A 22860-nucleotide genomic window follows, 5' to 3' on the forward strand; every position below is an offset into this window, starting at 1 on the left:
ATGAGTGCCGAGATCGGAACCGGGCGCCCGGTCGGCCCGGATCTGCAGACTGAGGGTCCGGTGCGGATGGACCCGCACGTCACCGCCGCCGAGGCGCTCGCCGTCTTCCAGCGCAAACTCCCTGACGCGCTCGCCGAGGTCCAAGCGGTGCATCATCCGTTCTGGTGGGCTGCCCTCGACGTGCGTACTCGCGGACTCCTCCGGCGGAGCGCAGCCGGGCCGGAGCAGCGCATGGATGTGCTCGTCAATGCAGTGTCGGGTAGGGGCATGATCGCCGACTTCACCCCTCGTGGCACCACGGTGGGATCATCGGAGTGGCCCCGTCTGATCGGCGAGCAGTCGGGACCGCTGCCGACTCGGGACGAGGCGGAGCGGACCGCGCGATCATTGGCGCGTGCGAAAGTCGTCAAGACGGTGAAGCTCGGAATGGGCATCGAGATCGCTCCGGCGGGCGGTCTGCGCGGAGTGCTCAAACCCAACTGGATCGTCTCCGGAGGGAATGCGAAGCATGTGGCCACGATCCTCGTCGATGGTCTCGATGGGTCTCACTACATTGTGCGGGTGGACAAGGTCGGGCGGAGCTGAGGGCTCGGCTGTCAGGTCTGCGGGGATGCTCAGCCCCAGTTCTCTGCGTCCGAGATGCAGAACGGATGACCGGCGGGATCGAGGAGCACGACCCAGGTCTCACCGGGCTGCGGTTCGGCCCGGGTGGCTCCGAGTTCGACGCAGCGATCGGCTGCCGCATGGATGTCGTCGGCGGCGAGGTCGAGGTGGAACTGCTTGTGTCCGTCGTCGGGCCAGCTCGGTCGCTGATAGTCCGGGATCGTGCCGATGCCCAGTGCATGGCTGGGACCAGTGAGCATGGCATAGTTCTCGTCCGAATAGGCGATGGGCCAGCCGAGGACGGAAGAGTAGAACTCTCCGAGAACGGCAGCGTTCGGGGCGTCAAGAGTGACCATCGCCAGTGTGGCGACGGGTGATGGGGCGGAGTTGTCGGCGGTGGTCGCGGCGGTGTCGGTCTTCTGTGTTTCGATCATGTCTGACATTCTTGTGCCATGGACGACGACGTCACTAGGAAAAATGCGTCACCGGGTGAAGAGATGCCGCAGCACTTCTTCGGACGTGTGCTCAAGCCGGGGGAGATGCTCGAGCATGCGCGTTATTCGTCCGTTCGTGTCGTCGCCGAGCGCCTGCGCCCCTTCGTCAAACGATATTGGGCCGTCGAATGGGATCTGCCGGAGGGCGAGAGCTATCAGACGGCTACCTTGTCCGAACCGACCATCCATCTGACCTTCGAGTTCGGCGACAGCCGGCGGGCGCACGTGGACGGGCCTGGGGCATGGGTGACCGGTCCGGTCACCAAACGGCGCTTCGATGTGGGAATCTTCGGACGCGGCGGAGTCTTCGGCGTGAACTTTCAGCCGGGTGCGACACTGGCGTTCTCCGAGGAGCAGCCGGCGAGCATCCGTGATTCGACCGTCCCTGCCGAACTGTGGTTTCCGAGGTTGGATGCCGACCTCGGACTCTCTGAGATGTTTGCGCAGTCGCAGAGTGCCGGGGCGCCCGACTTCAGCGAATTGGCCGCATCGGTGGAAAGCTGGCTGCTGTCCTGGCGGCCGCAGATGACTCCGTCGTTCGAACGGTTGAAGCGGGTGCTCGACATCCTGTCCGACCCCGAAGTCGTGAGCCTGAAGGTCCTCTCGGAGAGAGCCGATATCGGTGAGCGTACGCTGCAGCGGATATTCAGCAGCTTCTGCGGAGTCGGGGTGAAGAAGGTCTTGGCCAGGGCACGGATCATCGACGCGGTCGCAGCGATCGACCGCGGGTGGGACGGAACTCTGGCCGACCTCGGCGCGCACTTCGGATGGTTCGATCAATCGCACTTCAGCACGGATTTCGTTCGCGTCACCGGTTTCAGCCCTGCCGAGTACGCGCAGCGGAAGTCCGCGCGGGTCACGCGAGGCTGACCGGGTTCAGCGTGGCCTCTGATCGAATGTGCTTCTGACCAGCAGCTCGCCCCTGCTGATGGTCGGCCGGCCCAGTGCGAATCCGTGCTCGATTGAGTGCTCTGCGTCGACGAGCAGCAGATCGGCGTCACCGCCCGGACGGATTCGTCCCTTGCGGGGGAGCTTCAGGGCGTCTGCAGTGTTGGCGGTGACGAACGAAAGAACCTGCGACAGGGGCAGGCCGCTGGAATCAGCGCACGCCCACACCTGGTCGTACAGCGTCGTCTGGTTTGCCACCTGGAGTTCCGTCAGACGTCCGTGAGCATCGAACTTCGGCAGGCTGCCGTTGGCGTCCGAGGACAGGGTGAGTCGGTCGAGATGGCCGCCGAATTCAACGAACTTCTTCACCGCTTCGACGGTGGACGCTCCGGCGGTCATGTCGACGAAGGCGCCTTTGGCCGCGAGGTCGACCGCCTCGGCGATGAGCTCGTCATCACGGGTGATGTGGGTGGCATACACGGCGGGCGGGGCAATCGGATAATCGTCGAGGAGACGATGCAGGGGTGCGAGCCGAGTCGAATGCGATCCGACGTGGAAGTGGGTGACACCGGCCTTTCCGCTGAGCAGCCCGCCGACATGGCATTGGCTGACGATGTCGGCGAGTTCTTCGATCGTCGGTTGGAACGACCGCCTTTCGGAGATGGCGATCTCGCCGGCCCCGATCACTTTGTCGATGAGGACGATGTCGTCGGCGACGGAACCGGTGACAGTTCGTGCCGGAAGCTGGTAGCTGCCGGTGTAGACGAATGTCGTGATGCCCTCTTCCTCGAGGCCTCGTGCTTTGGCAAGGAGGCCGCGGTGAGAGCGGGTGATGGAGTCGGTGCCGAGACAGCCGACGACAGTGGTCACTCCTGCGCGGATGATGTCGCCGATGTCGATCTCGGGAGTGCGGGTCGCGTATCCGCCTTCGCCTCCGCCTCCGATGATGTGCACATGGGGGTCGATGAAACCGGGCACAGCAGTCAGGCCGTCGGCATCGATGACTGCCGAATCCGGCAACTGCGCGACTATGTCGCGATCCACCTGGCCGAGGTGGGCGATACGTGAGCCCTCCACGAGGATGTCGCGCACTCCGAGCGGCTCGGGGGCACAGATCTCCGCCCCGCGAATCAGGATGACCATGACTCTCGTGTCCTTTCGATGTCGCTCGGGACCGCCGGCTGCTTGGCAGATCAGTCGCCGCCGGGGATGATTCCCTTGCCGTCGACCTGGGGAATCGCGGCCAGGAGCTTCTTCGTATACGGGTGCTGCGGATCGTTCCAGATCTGGTCGGTCGGGGCGACTTCGACGATGCGTCCGGCTTCCATCACTGCGACCCTGTCTGCGATATCGCGAACGACTGAGAGATCGTGGCTGATGAAGATCATCGAGGCACCGGAGTCGATGGCGAGGTCGCGCATCATCCGAGCGATCCGCGCTTGGAGGAACGCATCGAGAGAGGCGATGGGTTCATCACCGACGAGCACTTTCGGACCCGCCGCCAGGGCACGAGCGATGGCGATGCGCTGCCTCTGTCCGCCGGAGAACGAATGCGAATAGCGCTGTGCGGAGTCGGCAGGCAGGTCGACGGCGTCCAACAGCGATTCCACGGTCCAACCGCCGTCAGGATTGAGGGCCAGCGCATCGTCGAGCTGGTCGCGGATCCGCCTGCGCGGATTGAGCGACGCGTAGGGGTTCTGGAAGACCATCTGAATGCCGAGCAGTTCCTTCGCTCTCTTCTTCAGCCCGAGCGCTCTGACCGGATGACCGTCGAAGGTGACGGTGCCGTCTGCCGGCTTCTCTAACCCGCAGATGAGTTTGGCCAGCGTCGATTTGCCGCAGCCGGATTCGCCGACGAGCCCGAGCACCTCCGAACGACCCAGTTGCAGAGACACTCCGTTGACGGCTCGGAAGCGGCCGCCGCCGTCGAGTTTGTATTCGCATGCCACGGAATCGAGTTCCAGGAGCGGAGCCCCTGCTGCGGGGGAGTGAGCGGTGGCGGCGGCCGGGGCCTGGTCGATCGATGTCATGGGGAGACCTCCGCTCCTGGCAGCGATTCGATGAGCGAACGCGTGTATTCGTGTTGAGGAGCAGTGATGACCGCCTCCCGTTCACCGGTTTCGACGACGACGCCGTTCTTCATGACCACGATGGTGTCCGCGACCGAGGAGAGCACTCCGAAGTCGTGGGTGACCAGCAGCACGGCGAGGTCGAGATCGTCGCAGAGTTCACGCAGCAGCCGAAGGATGCCTGCCTGCACTGTGACATCGAGTGCTGTGGTCGGTTCGTCGGCGATGAGCACCTTCGGATCGCAGATGATCGCCGAGGCGAAAGCGATTCGCTGCAGCTGTCCGCCGGAGAACTGGTGCGGGTACTTCTTCACCGCCTCCTTCGGGTGCGGCACCCTGGTTCGGCCGAGGATCTCGACGGCTTTGGCCAGGGCGTCTTTCTTCGACACTTTCTGGTGGTGTCGAAGGTGGTCGGTGATCTGGTCGCCGACCGTGAGCATGGGATGGAACGCCGAGGCCGGATCCTGAAAGACCATCGACAGCTGCACTCCGCGCAGGCGGTTGTGCTGCTTGGCGGGCATTCCCACCAGTTCGACTCCGTCGAAATCGATGCTTCCGCTCAGTTCCGCGCCCGCGGGCGAGAGCCCCATGACGGCCAGACCGGTCTGGGTCTTGCCGGATCCAGACGCACCTGCGACACCGGTGATGCGACCTGCTTCGAGGTCGAACGAGACGTCTTTGAGGATATGAGTGGTCTTCTTGCCTGCAGTGACCGACAGGTTGAGGTCTCTGATGCTGATCATGCTCATGAGGTCGTCTCACCGACTTCCTGGGCGGTATGGGGATCGAGGGTGTCGCGCAGACTGTCGCCGATGAAGTTGAACGCCATGACGATGGTGAGGATGCAGAGGCCGGGGAAGAAGGCGATCCACCAGGCAGCGAACTGAGAGACGCCTTCGCTGATCATTGCGCCCCAATCGGGGGTCGGCGGAACGGCACCGAGAGACAGAAACGACAGTCCTGCCATGGTGAGGATCGCCGAACCGACATCGAGGGTGGCGAGCACGACGACGGGAGAGATGACGTTCGGTGCGATTTCGCGGGCCAGTGATCTGCCCGCGCTGAATCCGAGCAGGCGTCCGGCGATGACGTACTCACTGCCCCGCGCTGTCATCACCAGCGATCTGGTGACACGCGCGTAGGACGGCCAGGAGACGAGCAGGATCGCGATTATCGCGTTCTTCAAGCCCGGACCGAGGGCGGCTGCGATGACCATGGCGAGGATGATCGTGGGGAAGGCGAACACCAGATCGGCGATGCGCATGATGATCTCGTCGACGGCTCGACCGAAGTATCCGGCAATGGCCCCGAGGACCGAGCCGAGCAGCGCAGAGCAGATGACGACGAACACCGCGGCGGGCAAGGTGGTGCGGGCAGCAACGAGGATGCGGGAGAGCACGTCTCGGCCCAGTGTGTCGGTACCGAGCAAATTCTCCCCGTTGGGAGCCGAGAGCCTCGGAAAGTTCTGCGCCAGAGCATCGAACGGCGCCAGCAGCGGTGCGAAGATCGCTGCGATCAGCCAGAGCACGAGGATTCCACCGCCCACGATCCCCAGCGGAGTGCGCAGGGCTTTCGGGAAGCGGATCTGCCACCTTTTGAGTCCGGGGTCGACGGGATCGCGGCGGGCCGCCTCGGTGATGGGGGCATTGGCGGGCTGTTTCGGGGTGCCGATGCTCATCTCACCCTCACTCTCGGATCCACGAAGCCGTAGATCAGGTCGACGATGAAGTTCACGAGGATATAGACGATGCCGATGACGAGGCCGACGCCCATGATGACGGGCAGGTCGAGCGTTGTCGCTCCCCGGTAGGCATATTGGCCGAGTCCGTTCCAGGCGAAGACGGTCTCAGTCAGCACAGCTCCGGAGAGCAGGGAGCCGAAGGCCAGACCGACGACGGTGATGATCGGGACCAGCGCGCCGCGGAAGATGTATTTGAAGACCACTGTCCGAGCCGGCAGCCCTTTCGCCTTGGCGGCGGTGACGTAGTCGAGCCTGATGATGTCGAGGACGCTCGAACGGCTGAAACGTGTGAGCAGGCCGATGGTGAAGAGGGCGAGAACGCACGACGGCAGAATGAGGTGGCCCAGCGCATTGGCGAAAGTCGCCATCTGACCCGCCAAGAGCGAGTCGAGCGTGTAGAGGCCGGTCACTTTCGGCGGTGGGGTGATCCAGGGGTCGAGCCGACCGGCGCCGGGGACGACTCGAAGTCTGAAGAAGAAGACGAAGTAGGCGACGGTGGCGATCCAGAAAGTCGGTGCCGAGATGCCGATGAGGCTGAGGGTGCGGATGGCGTGGTCGACGAGACTGTTCTGTTTGAGAGCACTGAGCAGACCGAGCAGCAGTCCGAGGATCACTGAGATGAGAATCGCTCCGATGCCAAGCTCGATCGATGCGGGGAAGACCTGTCCGACCGAGGCGAGCACGGGTGTGCGGGTCTGATTGGAGACACCCAGATCTCCCTGCAGCAGATTTCCCAGATACGTGAAGTACTGGACGAGGAGCGGTTGGTCGAGTCCGAGCTTCTCCCGTGTCTGCGCGACGATCTCGGGATCTGCCGCGGCCCGGTCACCGAGGATGGCGGCGACCGGATCGGTGGGCACGAGGTTGGTGAGCAGGAACGTCACCACGGTCACGCCCCAGATCAGAATGAGCGAAATCCCGATCCGAATGAGGATGAACCGGAGCAGTGGGTGGAGCTTCGGTGGTCTGACTCGTTGCGCCGCGTCCGCCTCACCAGAAGCGGACGCGACATCAGTATCGTGCGGCGCTGTGGTGGCTTCCGCCATCCTCACTCTGCCTTTGCGAAGTCGAACGAGATGTCGGCGTTGGAGACGAACTTCTCAATGCTCGAACCGACGGCGACGGTGCTGACCGGCTGGACGAGCGGGATCCACACCGCGGTGTCGGTGGTCGCCTTGAACAGCTTCGCGTAGGCGGCATCGCGCGCGTCACCCTTCGCCTTGGCAGCTTCGTCCGCAAGCTTCTTCAGCTTCGGGTCCTCGCTCCAGTTCACGCGATCGGCAACGTCGCCGCCGGGAATGAAGACGTTGTAGTTCGTCGGATCGGGGAAGTCCGCGCCCCAGGTTCCGATGCCCATCGGCTGTTTGGCAGAGCGGAAGCCGTCGAGCTGAGTCGAGCTCGGAGCAGGTTTGAGATCGAGGTTGATGCCGGCCTCCTTCAGCTGCGCCTGCAGGGTTTCGGCGAGCTGTGCGAGGTCGACTCCATTGACGGCCTGATCACTCGAATAGTGGAAGGGGACCTTCTCTCCGTCGTAGCCAGCCTCCTTCAGCAGCTTCTTCGCCTTCTCGAGGTCGCGTTCAGGAGCCTCGTCCTTCGGGACGGCACCGACGAACTCGTTCGGCACGAGACTGGCCATGCGCTGGGATCCCTTCCCTGCGAGGTCGATGAGTTTGTCGTAGTCGATCGCCGCCATGACGGCCTTGCGGAAGTTCGGGTCCGCTGCGGGGCCGCCGATCTTCTCATCGGCGTTGTTGAAGATGTAGAGGCTGCGAGTCGAGGGCAGGCTGGAGATCTTGCCCATCGACTCATCGATCTGCTTCGCCTGATCGGCGTTGAGGTCGTAGGCGACCTGCGCCTGACCCGACTGGATGTCGGTCAGCTGCGTCTCTGCGGAGACATTGCGCAGGACCACTCGCTTGTACTTCGGTTCCGGACCGTTGTAATGCTCGTTCGCGGTCAGCACGACCTGGCTGTCGGCGTCGTACTTCTCCACCTTGTACGGTCCCGAGCCCTGTGAGTTCTCATTGAGGAACTGTTCGGCGCCGTCCTTCTCATCTGTGGTTCCCTCGTTCTCCTTGACCACCTTCGAATTGACGATGCCGATCGAGGAGTTGGGGAGGATGTAGGGCAGTGCAGGGTTGGGCTCTGCGCTGGTGAGCGTGACCGTCTTGTCGTCGACCTTCTTCACCTTGACCCCGTCGAGGAAGAACGAGGGGTTGCCCTTGATGCCCTGAAGGCGTTCGAAGGAGAAGACGATGTCGTCGGCGGTGACGGGATCGCCGTTGGAGAATTTCGCATCCTCGTCTTTGAGGGTCAGCGTCATCTCCTTGCTGTCCTCGGACATTTCGAATGAGCAGAGGCCATCGGTGGGCTTGGTGAGGTCACCGTCCTCGAATTCGAGCGCCGTCTGGTAGATGGCGCTGTCGATCGTCGAACCGGTGAACTCGAATTGTCGATGCGGGTCGATCGTCTTGAGATTGAAGGCGGTCTCGGCCACGATCGTGTCGCCGGCGCCGCCGGCTTCGTCGGAGCCGCTGCCGCAGGCGGCGAGTCCGGCGGTCAGTGCGAGAGTGGAGCAGATTGCGACGAAATTGCGGGTCAGACGCCTCATGTGTGATCTCCCTAACAGTAAGTGTTGTGAGTCACATTAGAGTCGAAAGCCCTCCCATGCAATTCAACCTGCCACAAAGCTGTCGGATTTCCACTGTGCACTTCCGCCAACGGCACAAGCAGTGGAATGAGGTCTCTGATCTGCGGCTTATGTCGACAGGCGATTGCCTCGCCGTCCGCTGGCCGAGTACGCGCAGCGGAAGTCCGCGCGGGTCACGCGAAGTTGACCGGGGACAGGCCGAGCGCTCCATCGGTCGTGGCGTGGGAACGAGCGACCGCCTCGGCGGTCCAGTCGGTGCGATCGAGGTCGGGGACCGCCTCGGCGATCTGGGACCCCCAGCTGTCGTGCCATTGGGCGGGGAAGGCCTGCTTGAGCAGATCGACCATGATCGGCACCGCCGTCGATGCTCCGGGGGAGGCCCCGAGCAGACCCGCGATCGAGCCGTCGGCGGAGACGACGAGTTCGGTGCCCTGCTGCAGGACGCCGATCTTCTGCCGTTCCGGTTTGACCAGCTGGGCCCTCTGCCCGGCCGGCAACAGGGTCCACTCATTGCGTCGGGCCAGGGGCAGATAGCGTCGCAGCTGTGCGAATTTCCGGGACGGGCTGGCGGCGAGCTCCTTGACGAGGAACGACACGAGACTGAGGTTCTGCAGACCGGCGGCCGCGATGACATGCAGGTTGTCGGGCCGCACCGTCGTGAAGAAGTCGGAGAGGCGGCCGTGCTTGAGCAGCTTCGTGCTGAAGGTCGCGTAGGGGCCGAACAGCAGATGCTCCTTGCCGTCGACAACTCTGCGGTCCAGATGCGGGACCGACATCGGCGGGGCGCCCACATCGGCCTGACCGTAAACCTTCGCATCATGGCGGGAGACGACCGACGGAGTCGAGCACCGGTAGAAAGCGGCCCCGACCGGCAGGACGGCGCAGCCGCGGACTTCGGGGATCCTGGCTTTCTGCAGGAGTCGCAGCGCGAAGCCGCCGGCACCGACGAACACGGTTTTCGCGTGCACGGCGAACGGTCCCGCCGGTGTCGATCCGCTGACCGTCCAGCCCGATGTGCGCGATTCGAGCCCGGTCACTGTGTGCCCCGTGCGCACCTCGGTGGACCCGATGCTCAGCAGTGCCGAAGTCAGAGCGCCGAAATCGACATCGGTGCCGCGAGGGTGACGGGCCGCCGCCATGGGCTCGTCGCTGTCGGCTCGTCCCTCCATCGGCAGGGGAGCCCACCGGGCGATAGTGTCCGGATCCTCTGTGTACTCCATTGCGGAGAACAGCGGGTCAGCTTTCAGGGTGTCAACGCGTCGACGCAGGTAGGTGACGTCCGTGTCCCCGAAGACGAGGTTCATGTGTGGGGCCGAGTGGATGAATTCCGCTGGGTCGAGGAGCCCGAGTCGGACGAGATGGGCCCACCATTGGCGGGTGAGGTGGAATTGTCCGGCGATCTCTGCCGGTTTCGCGCCATCGGCGGGGTCAGGCATGTAGTTGAGTTCGCAGTACCCCGAATGCCCGGTGCCGGCATTGTTCCACGGGTCGCTGCTCTCTCCGGCGATGTCTTCGGCCTTCTCCAGAACGAGGATCCGCAGATCGGGATCGAGCAGAGTCAGCATCGAACCGAGAGTCGCGGACATGATGCCCGCGCCGATGAGGACGACATCGGCATCGGGCAGCTGGTCGGTGTGCTTGGGGTTCGCAGTCATATTCTCACCATGCGCCCCCATGAATCATCCGTCCAATGCGCGATCGGAACTGTATGATCCGAATATGGAACGATCATCCGAGTCCCGCGCGGCGCCGCTGACGGCGCTGCGGGAACTCGTCGAGCTTGCCGATCAGGACGGGCATCTGACCGAGGCCGCCGCCGCCCTCGGCATACCCCAATCCACGATGAGCCGACGTATCCGCGCCCTCGAAAGCCACCTCGGGGTGCCATTGACCGTTCCGCGCGGACGCGCCATCGGTCTGACGACGGCAGCGCTGGATCTCGTGGCTGCGGTGCGTGCCCCGCTGACGGAGATCGATGCGGCGCTGGCCGATCTCGCCGAGGTGGCCGATCCCGAGCACGGCACGATTCGGTTCGGATTTCCGCTGACGATGGGCGCCGGTGAGGTGCCCGACCTGCTCGCGGCTTTCAACCGGGCTCATCCTGGCATCCGCCTCGATCTCAAACAAGCCCACGGTGCCGAGCTCGTCGCTGATCTGCAGCGGGGCACTCTCGATCTGGCGATCATCATTCCGCCGCCGCCCGAGGTCAGCCACGAGGTGCTCGCACGACAGACGATCATCGCGGCGCTGCCCGATGTGCACCCGCTGGCAGGTGTCCGCAGCATCACCCTGGATCGGTTGGCGTCCGAGGAATTCATCGCCACCCCTGCGAGTTACAACCTCCGGGTGCTGACCGACCGCTGGTGTCAGGCCAGCGGATTCGATCCGGAGGTGAAGATCGAGGTCACCGAGTTCTCGACGATCCGCGAATTCGTCGGCCGTGGAATGGGTGTGGCATTGATCCCGCCGGCGGTGCGTCCGGTCGACGGAATCACCGAGGTGGCTCTGGACGGATCCGATTATGTGCGTGAGATCGCGCTGTGTTCGGCCGTGCGCCGGCCCGGCCGCGTCGTCGAGCGCCTCCGCGACTTCATCCGCGAGCACGCGGCCGCGTGGGCAATCGGGGGCTGAAGCGAAAGTGCGTACATCGTTGAGGCCGTCGCTTGTGAGGAAGCTCGGTCCTGGAGTCGGAGGGAGCTGCTAGGTCCGCCATTCCTTCGCGCTGGCGATCTTGCGGAATGCGCGAACCAGAGACAGCACGGCCGGTGATGGCACTCGTTCGGGCAGTTGGGAAAGGACGATGCGTCTCGGCGCTGGATTTCCTCTGATGGAGACGACCTTCACGTCGGGGCTATGAAAATGGACTGCAAGGCGAGGGGCGATGGCCACCCCCAGTCCGGCGGCGACCATGCCCAGAAGCTCTTGGTAGTCATTGGCCTCGAAGACGATGCGCGGCGCGAACCCGGCATCACTGCATATCCGTCCGAGCACCGAGGCCACGGGGTGGGAAGAGCGAGTGATCCATGGATTGTCCGCCACCTCTTTGAGCTCCACGACTCTGCGTCGTGCCAAGGCGTGAGTTGATGGCAGAAGCAGCATCGTGGGCTCTTTGAGCAGCGTCGTCACGGGGATCTGGTCGTCGATCGGTGCCCAGGGGTAGTCCCACACTGTCGCGAGATCGACTTCGCGGCGTTCGAGCGCCTCTTGGATGCGGTCGAGACGGTAACTCTTGACCGTCACATCGAGGTCTGGATGCAGTTCATGGAAATGCTGAAGGATCTTCGGCATCACCGACGCGGCGAAGGTCGGAAATGTGGCAATCCGAACTTCGCCTCGGTCGAGCTGAGCAAACGCGGACATGTCGTTCCTTGCGGCCGTGAGCGCATTGTCGATGGTCGCCGCATAAGACGAGAGCTTGACTCCGGCATCTGTCAGGCGCATGCCCTTCGGGTGACGGACGACAAGCGGAAGGCCTACTTCGCGTTCCAGTTTGCTGATCTGCTGCGACACAGCCGAGGTCGATAACGCGAGTTCATCGGCGGCGGCGGAGAGGCTGCCTGTCCGAAAGACGAGAAGCAGCAGGAGGAGGCGGTCGACGTTGTAGGGCGCTGAACTCATAGTTTAAGCGTAGCTTATAGAGAGGTTACCAAGTGTTGATTGAACTTAACTAGACGATGTGAAAACTTGATGTTCGTCGTCGCAGACAGCGGCGATGGACCAAGGAGAAGCGAGTGGAAAGTCAGCTCCACGGACAGTGGTACAGAGGCGGAACGTCCAAGTGCTGGTTGTTCGCCAATGACGAGATGCCGGCGGACAGAGCTGGGATCGCGCAAGCCTTGTCTGCGGCCTTCGGGTCGGGAGATGACCGTCAGCTCAACGGAGTCGGTGGGGCTTCCTCGACGACCTCCAAGGCTGCCGTCATTTCGCCGTCGGCGATCCCCGGCATCGACGTCAGCTACCTGTTCGCGCAGGTCGGAATCGGCCGGTCGGCGGTCGAGTTCACGTCGAACTGCGGCAATTGCGCTTCGGCTGTCGCGCTCTACGCGGTCCAAAACGGATTGGTCCGACCTGGCGGCGAAGTCACTCCGGTGAGGATGGTGAATGAGAATACTCGTTCCGTCGTGGTCGCTCATGTAGCTACACCCGGAAAGAAGATTCCATCGAACGGCTCCGAAACGATACCGGGAAGCTCGATGCCGGGCATTCCGGTCAACGTCTTCTTCGAAAACGTCGACGGTGCTTCAACCGGCGAGCTGCTGCCGACCGGAGAGGCAGCCACCGAGGTGAGTTGCGACGGAGTTTCGATCACCGTCAGCTGCATCGACGCCGGTGCTCCGGCTTGCTTCGTCAGTGCCGCTGAGCTCGGACTGTCCGGGGCCGAGCCGACCGCGGAGATCCGTCTGAGACTCAATGAGCTCGTCGAGATTCGATCGGCCGCATCGAGGTCAATGGGACTGAGCGCCGAAGGCGAGGAGCCGAGCCCCGCCGTACCCAAGGTGGGCCTCATCGCGCCGCCGTCCGACTACACCAGCATCTCCGGAGAGAGGATCTCCGCCGGAGATTACGACATCTCTGCGCGGATGGTTTCGATGTTCGATCTGCATCCCGCAATCGGAATCACTTCGGCGATCGCCCTGGCACGGGCTTCATTCGTGGAAGGAAGTCTTGTCAATGACGTCATCGACAAGCGGGCTCTTCAGCACACCGACGCCGACGACGAGGTGGCTATCCGAATCGGCACCCCCGTCGGAGTCATCGTCTGTCGAGTTCAGCTCACCGGGTCGGGGCAAGTCGCTCGTCTCGGAGTCAGACGGGTGGCGCGGCGGATTGCCCACGCAGACATAGATCTGCCCCTGGCCTCATGAACGACCGTCCCTAGGAATACCTGAATCTTTTCAAGGAAGATCAGCTGACAATGAAGTTGGAGGAACACCCATGTCCCTAGTTCAGATACTCATGCTCGTGGTGCTGGTGGTGATGTTCATCGCCGCCACCAAATGGCCCATCAATATCGGGATCATGGGCCTCGTCGGGGCTTTCGTCTTCGGCACCTTCGTCTTCGGCATGGATGACAAGGAGATCCTTGAGGAGTTTCCCGCGAGCATCGTGCTGACGATCGTCGGCGTGACTTTCTTCTTCAGCATCGCCCAGAAGAACGGGACCATCAGGGTCCTCGTGGATCTGGCTATCCGCGCAGTCCGGGGTCGTATCAATATCGTGCCGTGGATCTTCTTCGTCGTCTCCTCGCTGCTGACGGCGATGGGCACATTCTCTCCCGCCGCAGTTGCTCTGCTGGCACCGGCAGCCATGGGCTTCTGTGCCTCGACCGGCTACAGCGGAGTAGTCATGGGAGCGATGGTCATCAACGGCGCACACGCCGGTGGGTTCTCACCGATCTCCGTGTCCGGAAACATTGTTCGTGACATTGCCGAGGCCAATGGCTTCGAGATCAACGGCGGGGCTCTCTTCCTCGCAGCCTATGTCATCAACTTGTTGGTCACTATTCTCACTGTCGTCGTGATGAAGGCCCTCGGGCGACTGCGTACAGTGCCCGACCCGGACAACCTTGAGAGTTGGGGAGCTTATGGAGACTCCGGTGTGGGAAGCAAAGGGCCCGACTCTGACGGTAGGTTGCCTCGGCAGGGAAGCGGTTCTGGAACGGCAGTCGCAGTAGAGACCGAGGTGCGCACAGCGACATCGCCGATGACTCGTCAGGTGTGGCTGACCATAGGCCTCATCGTCGTCATGGTTGTCGGCGCGGTCGGATTCGAGCTGCCGATCGGCTTCCTCGGACTGGCGTGCGGACTCGTGCTGGCGTTCACCTCCTTGAAGAGCTCCGAGAACCTCGTCTCAGGAATCTCGTGGTCGACCGTCCTTCTGGTGTCGGGCATGATCGTCTATGTCAGCCTGCTCACCCACGCCGGCGTCATCGATTCGCTCTCGAAGATGGCGGTGGCAATTGGTGCTCCACTCATCGTCGCGATCGTCCTCTGCTACGTCATCGGAGTGAGTTCTGCCTTCGCATCCTCGACTGCGCTGCTCACCGCCCTGATTCCGATGTCCATCCCTCTGCTCGAGCAGAGTGCCCTCAGCGCGACAGCCGTCATGTCGGCGCTCGCGGTATCGGCGACGATCGTCGATGTCTCTCCGTTCTCGACAGACGGTGCGCTCATCATTGCCAACACACAGGGCGGCGAAGCCAAAACAATCTGGCGCGACCTCATGATCTACGCCGGGTTCGTCGTCCTCATCGCCCCGCTTCTTGCGTGGGCTCTGCTGGTGCCGACGGGAATCATCTGACAACCGAACGATACACAGGTCGCCGCCGAATGCCATCGTGACTCGGCGGCGACCTTTCATCTGCTGATCGTTACTCGGATCGGCTGGAGAGTGCACATCGAATTGCAAGGCGACCGGGCAGGCGAGGAGCAGCGCGGGACCTTGCGAGTCTCACGCAATGTCAGGCGCGGGTGCGTGCCAGCAGGTAGACGAAGTACGGGGCGCCGATGAGGGCGACGATGAGACCGGCCGGTATCTGCGCCGGAGCGATGACCGTGCGCCCCACGGCGTCGGCGACGACGAGACCCACGGCTCCGAGCAGCATCGCCGTGGGCACGACCCGGATATGACGGGCGCCGACCAGAGCGCGCGCAGCGTGCGGGGCGACGAGGCCGATGAATCCGACGACGCCGACAGCCGATACGCTCACCGCAGCGAGCACGGCGGCAGTGATGAGCACCGCCAGACGCACCGGTTCACGCGGAACCCCGACCAGTCGTGGGGTGTCATCATCAAGGGCGAGCAGGTCGAGCTCGCGCGTCCACACGAACGCCAGCGGTACGGCGACGAGCAGGGCGAGGGCGACCGGTGCGATATCCGCCCACGCCCTTCCGTACGTCGATCCGGACAGCCACGTGAAGAGGGCAGGCGTGTCCCAGGGATTCGCGCGGACGAGGAACAGCGTGGTCAGCGCGGTGAACCCGAACCACAGCCCGATGCCGATGAGGACGAGACGATCGGTATTCATTCCGCCGCGCCACGAGAGCCCGTAGACGATGGCGAAGGCGACCAGGGCGCCCACGATGCCGACCGCAGAGACGAGCCCGACCCCGGCGCCGGGGATGAGGGTGACGACGATGACGGCACCCAGCCCGGCTCCACCCGTGATGCCGAGCAGGCCGGGTTCGGCCAGAGGGTTGCGCGCACTGGCCTGGACGAGAGTGCCGGAGAGCCCGAGCGCGGCACCGGCAGCCAGGGCAGCGGCGACGCGGGGCGCCCGAGAATCGAAGGCGAAGTCGATGACGGGTGCCGCCCGGTCCTGGAACCACAGCAGCACATCGCCGAGGAGGTAGAACCGTTCCCCGGTGAGCAGACCGGTCACGGCGACGAGGATGAGGACCATGACGCCGATGCCGATGACGAGCCCGGCACGTCGCGGACCGACCACAGCCGAGTTCGCCGCCGAGGTGGCCGCGGCCGGTGATGCCGTGCGCATCGATCGCGCCAGAAGAACGAGCACGATCGCCCCGATCACAGTCGTCGTCACTCCCGAAGGGAGGGTGATCGCCTCGGTGGCGCCGACGATCGCGCGCAGGAGGGCATCGGCGACGATGACGATGATCGCACCGATGAGACCGGCGGCGGGAAAGAGCACGGCATGACGGCCGAGGCTCGGTACGACGCGGGCGAGGAGCCGGGCGATGACCGGGGCACAGAGGCCGACGAAGCCGATCGGACCGGCCAGGGTCACCGCAGTGGCGGTGAGCATGACGGCGAGGAGGATCCCGATGGCCCGCGTCGACCTGACCGGAACCCCGAGCACCGAGGCGGCGTCGTCGCCGAGACCGAGCAGGTCCAGACGCCTCGACAGCAGGATCGCACCGCCGGCGATGACAGCGATGACGGGAATGCTGCGCAGGGCCGCGGTCCCGTCGAGCTGATTGAGAGTGCCCGAACCCCAGGAGAAGAGACTCGTCGTCTCTTCGGCGAAGAGGATGAGCAGAGTCGATGTCGCCGCCTGCAGCGCCATCGCCGTGGCCGTGCCCGCCAGCACGAGCCGAGTCGTCGAGGCTCCTGCGCCTCCGGCCAGGCCGAGGACCAGGGCTGCGGCAAGCAGGCCGCCGAGGAAGGCGACCCCTCCCGAGGCCCAGATCGGAATCGCAATGCCGAAGGCAGTGACCACGGTGACGGCGAAGTACGCACCGCCGGTGACCGCCAGCGTGTCCGGCGATGCCAAGGGGTTGCGCGCCAGCGATTGGAACAGGGCGCCGGCCACACCCAAGGCGAGGCCGACGAGGATGCCCGCCCCCACGCGCGGCAGCCGGGATCCGAGGAGGATGTCACGGGCACTGGGGCCATCCTCGGCGGGGGAGAGCGTGCCGGTCACGGCCGTGAACAGTTCCCTGATGCCGATGCCCGAGGTGCCCTGCGTGATATGCCAGGCGGAGGCGATGACGAGGACGGCAATGAGGCCGAGCAGTGCGGCGGCGGTCGACAGGGCACCGACGATTCCGCGGCCGCGGACCGGAACCATGGTCGGTTCCGGTGCCGCAGCCGTCTGCTGGGAGGTGTTCGGACGGGTCAGGGGAGAGGCCACGGTCTACTTGGTCAGTGCGTCGACGTAGGCGTCGAGGGCCTGCTCGGACGACTTGGGTCCGCCGAAGGTCCAAATGCCTGCCGGGAAGGCCGTGGTGCGGTCGTCCTTCACTGCGGGGATGTTCGCCCAGATGTCGTTCTTCTTCAGCAGCTCCACATAGTCCTCGGACTCAGGGTCCTCGGTCCCGGTGTAGAAGAAGTTCGCGTCACCGACCTTCGAGATGCCTTCGATATCGGTCTGGCCGAGTCCGTACGCGGGGTCGACCTCACCGGTCCACGCGTTCTTCAGGCCCAGTTCCTCGCCGAGTTCGCCGATGAGTGAACCCTGGCCGAAGGGACGCAGCGCCACATTCGAACCGTTGACCCAGCCGTCGAAGTAGACGAATTCGGTGGTGGCCGGGTCCGCCTCGGCGATGGCCTTCTTCGATTCTTCGAGCTTCGCATCGAAATCGCCGAGCACGGTGTCGGCGCGCTCGGTGCGACCGGTCGCCTCGGCGACGGTGGTGAACGTGTCCTTCATGTACTTGACGGGATCCTTGCCGTCGGCGCCGGCCATCGCCATCACAGGGATTCCCTGCTTCTCGAGCTGACCGACGATCTTGTCCTTGCGGTTCGTCGTTTCGATGATGACGAGATCCGGATCGGCCGACAGGATCGATTCGACGTTGGGTTCCTGGCGAGTGCCGACGTCGGTGGTGGAGTCGGGCAGCTTCTCTGCCGTGTCCCAGGTGGTGAAGCCCTTCGCATCGGCGACGGCGGCGGGATCGACGCAGAGCGAGAGAAGATCCTCGGTGTACTGCCATTCGAGAGAGACGACCTTCGCTGCCGGCTTGTCCAGTTCGATCTCGTGGCCGGTGTCGTCGGTGACAGTGACCGGATCCGCCGAGGTGGTGCTCGAGTCGTCCGCGCACGATGCGGAGGTCTGTCCCTTCGCATCAGCAGGGGCGTCGGTATCGGTGGTGCCGCACCCGGTCAGGGCCAGTGCGCAGACCGCCGTTGCCGAGGCGAAGGCGGCGAACGAGGTGCGTGACAGAGGTGTTCTGGTCATGGTGTTCTTTCTGTGAACCGATCGGCGATCGGAGATGAGGTGGTGCGATTTCTGGGTGTGACTGTCAGAAGGTGCGGTGGGGTGCTCAGAGAGCTGCGGCCGGGCGACGAGTCCGTCGGTGGAGGGCTTCGACCCGGACCAGGCCGGTGTCGGCATCGATCCGGGTCGAGATGGGCAGCCCGTAGACCTCGCTCAGCGTCTCGGCGGTGAAGACGTCTTCGCAGGTGCCGACCGAGCGGATGCGGCCCTGTTCGAGCAGGACCACGTGATCGGCGACGGTGGCGGCATGTTCGAGGTCATGGAGGACGACGCCGACGGCGATGGAGTGGTCGTCGGCGAGTTCGCGCATGAGGTCGAGGATCTCCGACTGGTAGCGCAGGTCGAGATGGTTCGTCGGTTCGTCGAGCAGGAGGACTCCGGTGTCCTGGGCCAGACAGGTCGCCAACCAGACGCGTTGGAGCTCGCCGCCGGAGAGCTGGTCGACCGGACGGTCGGCCATCGCCATGGTGCCGGTGAGGGAGAGGCCGCGATCGATGGCAGCGCGATCGACGTCGGTGAGCCCGGCGAAGCGCTTACGGTGCGGGTGGCGGCCGAAGGTGACGATCTCACGGACACTGAGGCCCGACGGGTGCGGGCGCGACTGGGACAGCAGGGTGACGAACCGGGCGAACTCTCTGGCCGTCAGAGTGCTTGATGGAGTGTCTGCGTCGGCCTCGGTGATGACGACGTCGCCCGAGGTGATCGGGTGCAGCCGGGCCAGTGAGCGCAGGACGGTGGACTTGCCCGACCCATTGGGTCCGAGCAGGGCGGTGACCCGTCCGGGGACGATCGTCAGGCTCACGTCATGGACGACCTCGGTGCGGTCGTAGCCCAGATTGAGGCCGGTGGCAGTCAGTGCAATCGCATTCACAAATGTTTAGCCTAACCTAAGTCAGCGGTTGAGGGTATCTGTGTGGTGCAGAACACCCGCGTCAGTGCCTGCCGATAGTGTGGGCCTGCGACCGTAGGATGGGACCGATTGAGGAGGAGCAGATGAGATTCATCGCCACGGGGGACTGGCAGCTCGGCATGACCGCGCACTACCTCAGCGACGAGGCCCGGCCCAGGTTCCACCGCGCCCGCCTCGACGCCGTTGCCCGCATCGGAGCGCTCGCCGCCGAGACGGGCGCGGAGTTCGTCCTCGTCTGCGGGGACGTGTTCGAAACCAACCAGCTCGACCGCGCGATCATCGCCCGGACTTTCGAAGTCCTCAACGCTTTCACCGTGCCGGTCGTGCTGCTTCCCGGCAACCATGACCCCTTGGACGCCGCATCGATCTATGACTCCCCGGCCTTCTCCTCACGGGTGCCCTCGCATGTGCATGTCCTGCGCGGCAGCGACCCGTTCACCGTCGTTTCCGGGGTCGAGATCATCGGCGCCCCCTGGTCTTCCAAACATCCTCAAGGGGATCTCGTCGCCACAGCGACGAAAGACCTCGCCGAGGTGGCTGCCGGTGATATCCGGATCATCGCCGGCCACGGAGCCGTGAGCGTCCTCGACCCGGATCGGGAATCGCTGGCCACCATCGACACCGACCATCTGCAGGCACTGCTGCGCGACGACCGGGCCCAGTTCGTCGCGCTCGGCGACCGGCACGCGACCTTCGAGGTCGCCGACCGCATCTGGTATCCGGGAGCACCGGAAGTGACCTCTCGGCGGGAGACCGATCCGGGCAACGTGCTCCTCGTCGACATCGATGCCGACACCCACCGGGCCGAGGTCGAGAAGGTCCACGTCGGCACATGGGCCTTTACCGTCATCGAAGCCGACCTCAACTCCGCCGAGGATGTCGCCGATTTCGAAGAGCGGATGAATGCCGTTCCCGACAAGGACCGCACGGCGGTGTGGCTGATCCTGCGCGGCACTCTGCCGACGGCGGCGAAGGCCCGACTCGACGAACAGCTCGACCACTTCTCCGACCTGTTCGCGCTCGTCTCACTCTGGGAGCGTCACATGGACCTGGCCGTCGTCGCTGCGGACGACGACTTCGCCGATCTCGGACTGAGCGGATACCTGCAGGAGACTCTTGACGAACTCTCCGCACGTGCCACCGCAGACGACGACTCAGCAGTCACGGCCCAAGACGCACTCGGTCTGCTCTACCGATTCGCCAGGAGCGGCTCATGAGACTCCATTCCATCCGCCTCATCGACTACCGCGCGATCAGCGACGCCACCGTCGACTTCAGCTCCGGGGTGACGATCGTCGAAGGCCCGAACGAGGTCGGGAAGTCCTCGATCCATCAGGCCATCACGCAGCTGCGCGAGGACAAGGACAGCTCCCGCAAGGCCAGCGTCAAAGACACCCAACCGGTCGGTTCCGACGTCGGTCCGCAAGTCGAACTGCACCTGAGCACCGGGGACTACGAACTCCGATACAGCAAACGCTGGATCAAACAGCCCTTCACCGAGCTGAGCATTCTCAACCCCGTCCCCCAACAGCTCAGCGGCAGCGAAGCGCATGAGCGGTTCTTGGCGATCCTCGACGAAACCGTCGATGTCGACCTGCTCGACGCTCTCGACGTCGCTCAGGGCCGGAGCCTCGACCAGGCTTCCCTGGCCGAGATCAAGGCACTGCACGGTGCTCTGGGCGAGGCCGGGGAGGAACCGGCTGACCACGATGCCTTCCTCGACAGAGTCGAAACCGAATACCTGAGGTTCTTCACGGCAAAGGGCAAGGAGACGGGTGAGCTGCGAAGGCTCACCGAAGAACTCCCCGGCGCCGAAGAGCAGCATCGTGAACTGAAGGCTCGCAGCGCCGATATGGACGGGCTCGTCGACCGGCATGCTCGAGCAGCCGAGCGGCTGACGAATGGGCGTACTCAGCTGGCATCGGCCGTGACCGAACGCGAAGAGGCTGAACAGGCTGTGCAGTCCGTGTCCGGGCTCAAGACCGAACTCGATCGAGCTCTCGAACGCGCGGGCGTCGCACAGAGAGAACGTCAGCGTGCCGAGGAGGCGCGAGACCGACGTCAGGCACTCATCACCGAGGTCACCGCGGCCGAAGAGTCGGTGAAGACTGCCGACGATGCACTCAAGACGGTCACGACCGCACAGCAGGAAGAGGACTCGTCTCTCGCCGAGGCGCAGAAGGGCCTCGAGGCCAAACAGGCCGCACTCCTCACCGCTCAGGTTGAAGCGAAGACCGCAGCCGCCGATCTCGCTCGGGCCCGCGCACGCAGAGAGGTCGAGACTCTGCGGAAGAGGCTGGCCGACATCCGCGACCAGGAACGCAGAGCAGCCGAGGCGAAAGCGACGATCGGGTCGATCACCGTGACCGCGAAAGACGTGGAGAAACTCGGAGGACTGTTCACCGAGCTGCGCATTGCGCAGAACGCGAAGACCGCGGCCGCCGCACAGATCGTCGCCCGCCGCCTCGGCGATACCGCCGTGAGCATCGACGGAACCGATGTGCCCAAGGGGTCCGCCGAGGAATTCGCCGTCACCTCGGACCTGCAGATCCTCGTCGACTCCGTCGTCGACATCACTGTGCGACCGGGACAGTCACCAGCCGAACTCGACCGGGCCCTCGACTCCGCGCAGACCTTTCTCGACGCGGAACTCGACCGGCTCGGCGTGACCTCCCTAGAACAGGCACGCGAACGCAGCGAGGTGCGCACCGATGCCGAGTCCGTGCTGGCCGAAGCCTCATCGACTCTGCGGGTGCTCATCGGCGACGACGACCGCGACGGACTCGATGCCGCGCTCACCCGAGCCGAACACGTGGCGGGGGACCCCGCTGATACGAGCGGAACCGCCGCATCGATCGACGACCTCGAAGCACTGGTCGAATCGACGTCAGCAGCCGTCGACGATGCGACCGCGCAGGTCGAGACGGCCAGAACCACGCTCGAACGCATTCGCACCGACCGGGATGAGGCACGTGTGGCAGCCGTGCGTGCACAGTCGACGCGCGAACAGGCGGCGACGACGCTGCAGAACCTCAGCACCCGCCTGAGCATGGACAGGGAAGCGAACTCCGATGAGTCCCTCGACGAAGCACTGACCGCTGCCACGGCGACACTGACACAGGCTGAGGACGAAGCCGCTGCCGCACGCTCCGCATACGAGGCCGCCGACCCCGAGACTCTTGAGATGCGACTGCAGAACGCTCTCCAGCTCGTCGACAGCAAACAGAAGCAGCAGGAGAAGGACCGGCAGGAGGTCGATCAGCTCGCGGCTCTCATCGATGACCGTGCGGCCGAGGGCATCTACGACAAGCTCAAAGCTGCAGAGCAGAACGTGGAATCCATTCGGTCGAAGCAGGCTCGCATGCAGCGGCAGGCAAATGCGATCCGACTGCTGCGCGACACCGTGCTCGCACACAAGGAAGCGGCTCAGCGGAGGTACGTCGCCCCATTCAAGGAGGCGATCGAGAAGCTGGGTCGGGTGATCTTCGGCCAGGGACTGTCGGTGGAGATCTCCGAGAACCTCGAAATCGTCTCTCGCACGCTCGACGGACGCACCGTGGCCTTCGACGCGCTCTCGGGTGGGACGAAGGAACAGCTGGCGCTCATCGGCAGACTCGCCGTCGCCACCCTCGTCGATGCGGAAGCCGGAGCACCGGTCATCCTCGACGATGCCTTCGGCTTCTCCGATGAGCAGCGCCTGGCCGCCCTCAACGTCATCCTCGGCAATGTCGGCCGCACGGCCCAGGTCATTCTGCTCACCTGTCAGCCCAACCGCTTCGCCTCCATCGGCGGCGCCGAAACCGTCAGCCTGGGCTGAATCTCG

The 22860-nt window shown here is 64.3% G+C and carries 19 protein-coding genes; 7 read left to right on the forward strand and 12 right to left on the reverse strand.

All coding sequences use genetic code 11. The features are described from left to right. Entirely contained in the window at window positions 1–585 is a 585-nt protein-coding gene (locus KTJ89_RS00350; protein ID WP_259356561.1) for a hypothetical protein, read from the forward strand. Between the two features lie 29 nt (window positions 586–614). Here the strand turns inward: KTJ89_RS00350 and KTJ89_RS00355 are convergent, their stop codons facing one another. Continuing rightward, entirely contained in the window at window positions 615–1037 is a 423-nt protein-coding gene (locus tag KTJ89_RS00355) for a VOC family protein (protein ID WP_259356562.1), read from the reverse strand. An 18-nt stretch (window positions 1038–1055) separates the two neighbouring features. Between KTJ89_RS00355 and KTJ89_RS00360 the strand changes: the two genes are divergently transcribed. Continuing rightward, the gene (locus tag KTJ89_RS00360) at window positions 1056–1967 is read left to right on the forward strand and encodes a helix-turn-helix domain-containing protein (protein ID WP_259356563.1); all 912 of its coding nucleotides are present in this window, start codon (window positions 1056–1058) and stop codon (window positions 1965–1967) included. A 6-nt stretch (window positions 1968–1973) separates the two neighbouring features. On the opposite strand, the gene iadA is transcribed toward KTJ89_RS00360, so the two are convergent. From iadA to KTJ89_RS00395, 7 genes are all read right to left on the reverse strand, one after another. Further along, on the reverse strand, window positions 1974–3128 hold the full coding sequence (gene iadA / locus KTJ89_RS00365) for a beta-aspartyl-peptidase (protein WP_259356564.1): 1155 nt from the start codon (window positions 3126–3128) through the stop codon (window positions 1974–1976). Window positions 3129–3178: 50 nt separating this feature from the next. Further along, on the reverse strand, window positions 3179–4015 hold the full coding sequence (locus KTJ89_RS00370) for an ABC transporter ATP-binding protein (RefSeq protein ID WP_259356565.1): 837 nt from the start codon (window positions 4013–4015) through the stop codon (window positions 3179–3181). Continuing rightward, on the reverse strand, window positions 4012–4803 hold the full coding sequence (locus KTJ89_RS00375; RefSeq protein ID WP_139469634.1) for an ABC transporter ATP-binding protein: 792 nt from the start codon (window positions 4801–4803) through the stop codon (window positions 4012–4014). The genes KTJ89_RS00370 and KTJ89_RS00375 overlap by 4 nt, the downstream gene beginning before the upstream one ends. Continuing rightward, complete coding sequence (locus KTJ89_RS00380; RefSeq protein ID WP_259356566.1) at window positions 4800–5732, reverse strand: ABC transporter permease; 933 nt, start codon at window positions 5730–5732, stop codon at window positions 4800–4802. Before KTJ89_RS00380 ends, KTJ89_RS00375 begins: the two co-directional genes overlap by 4 nt. Further along, window positions 5729–6742 carry an ABC transporter permease gene (locus KTJ89_RS00385; protein WP_259356862.1) on the reverse strand — a complete coding sequence of 338 codons (1014 nt, stop codon included), beginning with the start codon at window positions 6740–6742 and terminating at the stop codon, window positions 5729–5731. Before KTJ89_RS00385 ends, KTJ89_RS00380 begins: the two co-directional genes overlap by 4 nt. 101 nt (window positions 6743–6843) lie before the next feature. Further along, a complete protein-coding gene (locus KTJ89_RS00390) occupies window positions 6844–8406 on the reverse strand; it encodes an ABC transporter substrate-binding protein (protein ID WP_139469632.1) in 1563 nt (520 codons plus the stop codon). 212 nt (window positions 8407–8618) lie between these two features. Further along, window positions 8619–10100, reverse strand: a complete 1482-nt coding sequence (locus tag KTJ89_RS00395; RefSeq protein WP_259356567.1) for a malate:quinone oxidoreductase — start codon at window positions 10098–10100, stop codon at window positions 8619–8621. Between the two features lie 64 nt (window positions 10101–10164). Here KTJ89_RS00395 and KTJ89_RS00400 point away from each other — a divergent pair, with 64 nt between their 5' ends. Then, window positions 10165–11076, forward strand: a complete 912-nt coding sequence (locus KTJ89_RS00400) for a LysR family transcriptional regulator (protein WP_139907403.1) — start codon at window positions 10165–10167, stop codon at window positions 11074–11076. 69 nt (window positions 11077–11145) lie between these two features. Here KTJ89_RS00400 and KTJ89_RS00405 read toward each other — a convergent pair whose 3' ends face one another. Beyond that, window positions 11146–12063 (reverse strand): LysR family transcriptional regulator, encoded by a 918-nt coding sequence (locus tag KTJ89_RS00405; RefSeq protein WP_259356568.1) that lies wholly within the window; start codon window positions 12061–12063, stop codon window positions 11146–11148. Between the two features lie 113 nt (window positions 12064–12176). Between KTJ89_RS00405 and KTJ89_RS00410 the strand changes: the two genes are divergently transcribed. Both KTJ89_RS00410 and KTJ89_RS00415 read left to right on the forward strand, forming a co-directional pair. Then, window positions 12177–13310, forward strand: a complete 1134-nt coding sequence (locus tag KTJ89_RS00410) for a PrpF domain-containing protein (RefSeq protein WP_259356569.1) — start codon at window positions 12177–12179, stop codon at window positions 13308–13310. Between the two features lie 70 nt (window positions 13311–13380). Continuing rightward, on the forward strand, window positions 13381–14745 hold the full coding sequence (locus tag KTJ89_RS00415) for an SLC13 family permease (protein WP_259356570.1): 1365 nt from the start codon (window positions 13381–13383) through the stop codon (window positions 14743–14745). Window positions 14746–14905: 160 nt separating this feature from the next. Here the strand turns inward: KTJ89_RS00415 and KTJ89_RS00420 are convergent, their stop codons facing one another. From KTJ89_RS00420 to KTJ89_RS00430, 3 genes are all read right to left on the reverse strand, one after another. After that, the gene (locus KTJ89_RS00420; protein ID WP_259356571.1) at window positions 14906–17041 is read right to left on the reverse strand and encodes an iron ABC transporter permease; all 2136 of its coding nucleotides are present in this window, start codon (window positions 17039–17041) and stop codon (window positions 14906–14908) included. 3 nt (window positions 17042–17044) lie between these two features. Beyond that, window positions 17045–18088 (reverse strand): ABC transporter substrate-binding protein, encoded by a 1044-nt coding sequence (locus KTJ89_RS00425; protein ID WP_139469626.1) that lies wholly within the window; start codon window positions 18086–18088, stop codon window positions 17045–17047. Window positions 18089–18173: 85 nt separating this feature from the next. Beyond that, window positions 18174–18998: an ABC transporter ATP-binding protein gene (locus KTJ89_RS00430; RefSeq protein ID WP_139469625.1), complete on the reverse strand. Its 825-nt coding sequence runs from the start codon at window positions 18996–18998 to the stop codon at window positions 18174–18176. 122 nt (window positions 18999–19120) lie between these two features. Here KTJ89_RS00430 and KTJ89_RS00435 point away from each other — a divergent pair, with 122 nt between their 5' ends. Further along, complete coding sequence (locus KTJ89_RS00435; RefSeq protein WP_139469624.1) at window positions 19121–20254, forward strand: metallophosphoesterase family protein; 1134 nt, start codon at window positions 19121–19123, stop codon at window positions 20252–20254. Further along, a complete protein-coding gene (locus KTJ89_RS00440; RefSeq protein ID WP_259356572.1) occupies window positions 20251–22854 on the forward strand; it encodes an AAA family ATPase in 2604 nt (867 codons plus the stop codon). The genes KTJ89_RS00435 and KTJ89_RS00440 overlap by 4 nt, the downstream gene beginning before the upstream one ends. The last annotated feature ends 6 nt before the right edge of the window (window positions 22855–22860 follow it).

Origin of the sequence: Brevibacterium sediminis (assembly GCF_024895295.1) — a bacterium.
Classification (GTDB): Bacteria; Actinomycetota; Actinomycetes; order Actinomycetales; family Brevibacteriaceae; genus Brevibacterium; species Brevibacterium sediminis.

What these genes read in the sequence shown, in the direction of transcription:
- KTJ89_RS00350 (WP_259356561.1), top strand. Translation starts at nt 1, where the DNA reads ATGAGTGCCGAGATCGGAACCGGGCGCCCGGTCGGCCCGGATCTGCAG.
- KTJ89_RS00355 (WP_259356562.1), bottom strand. Translation starts at nt 1,037, where the DNA reads ATGATCGAAACACAGAAGACCGACACCGCCGCGACCACCGCCGACAAC.
- KTJ89_RS00360 (WP_259356563.1), top strand. Translation starts at nt 1,056, where the DNA reads ATGGACGACGACGTCACTAGGAAAAATGCGTCACCGGGTGAAGAGATG.
- iadA (WP_259356564.1), bottom strand. Translation starts at nt 3,128, where the DNA reads ATGGTCATCCTGATTCGCGGGGCGGAGATCTGTGCCCCCGAGCCGCTC.
- KTJ89_RS00370 (WP_259356565.1), bottom strand. Translation starts at nt 4,015, where the DNA reads ATGACATCGATCGACCAGGCCCCGGCCGCCGCCACCGCTCACTCCCCC.
- KTJ89_RS00375 (WP_139469634.1), bottom strand. Translation starts at nt 4,803, where the DNA reads ATGAGCATGATCAGCATCAGAGACCTCAACCTGTCGGTCACTGCAGGC.
- KTJ89_RS00380 (WP_259356566.1), bottom strand. Translation starts at nt 5,732, where the DNA reads ATGAGCATCGGCACCCCGAAACAGCCCGCCAATGCCCCCATCACCGAG.
- KTJ89_RS00390 (WP_139469632.1), bottom strand. Translation starts at nt 8,406, where the DNA reads ATGAGGCGTCTGACCCGCAATTTCGTCGCAATCTGCTCCACTCTCGCA.
- KTJ89_RS00395 (WP_259356567.1), bottom strand. Translation starts at nt 10,100, where the DNA reads ATGACTGCGAACCCCAAGCACACCGACCAGCTGCCCGATGCCGATGTC.
- KTJ89_RS00400 (WP_139907403.1), top strand. Translation starts at nt 10,165, where the DNA reads ATGGAACGATCATCCGAGTCCCGCGCGGCGCCGCTGACGGCGCTGCGG.
- KTJ89_RS00405 (WP_259356568.1), bottom strand. Translation starts at nt 12,063, where the DNA reads ATGAGTTCAGCGCCCTACAACGTCGACCGCCTCCTCCTGCTGCTTCTC.
- KTJ89_RS00415 (WP_259356570.1), top strand. Translation starts at nt 13,381, where the DNA reads ATGTCCCTAGTTCAGATACTCATGCTCGTGGTGCTGGTGGTGATGTTC.
- KTJ89_RS00425 (WP_139469626.1), bottom strand. Translation starts at nt 18,088, where the DNA reads ATGACCAGAACACCTCTGTCACGCACCTCGTTCGCCGCCTTCGCCTCG.
- KTJ89_RS00435 (WP_139469624.1), top strand. Translation starts at nt 19,121, where the DNA reads ATGAGATTCATCGCCACGGGGGACTGGCAGCTCGGCATGACCGCGCAC.
- KTJ89_RS00440 (WP_259356572.1), top strand. Translation starts at nt 20,251, where the DNA reads ATGAGACTCCATTCCATCCGCCTCATCGACTACCGCGCGATCAGCGAC.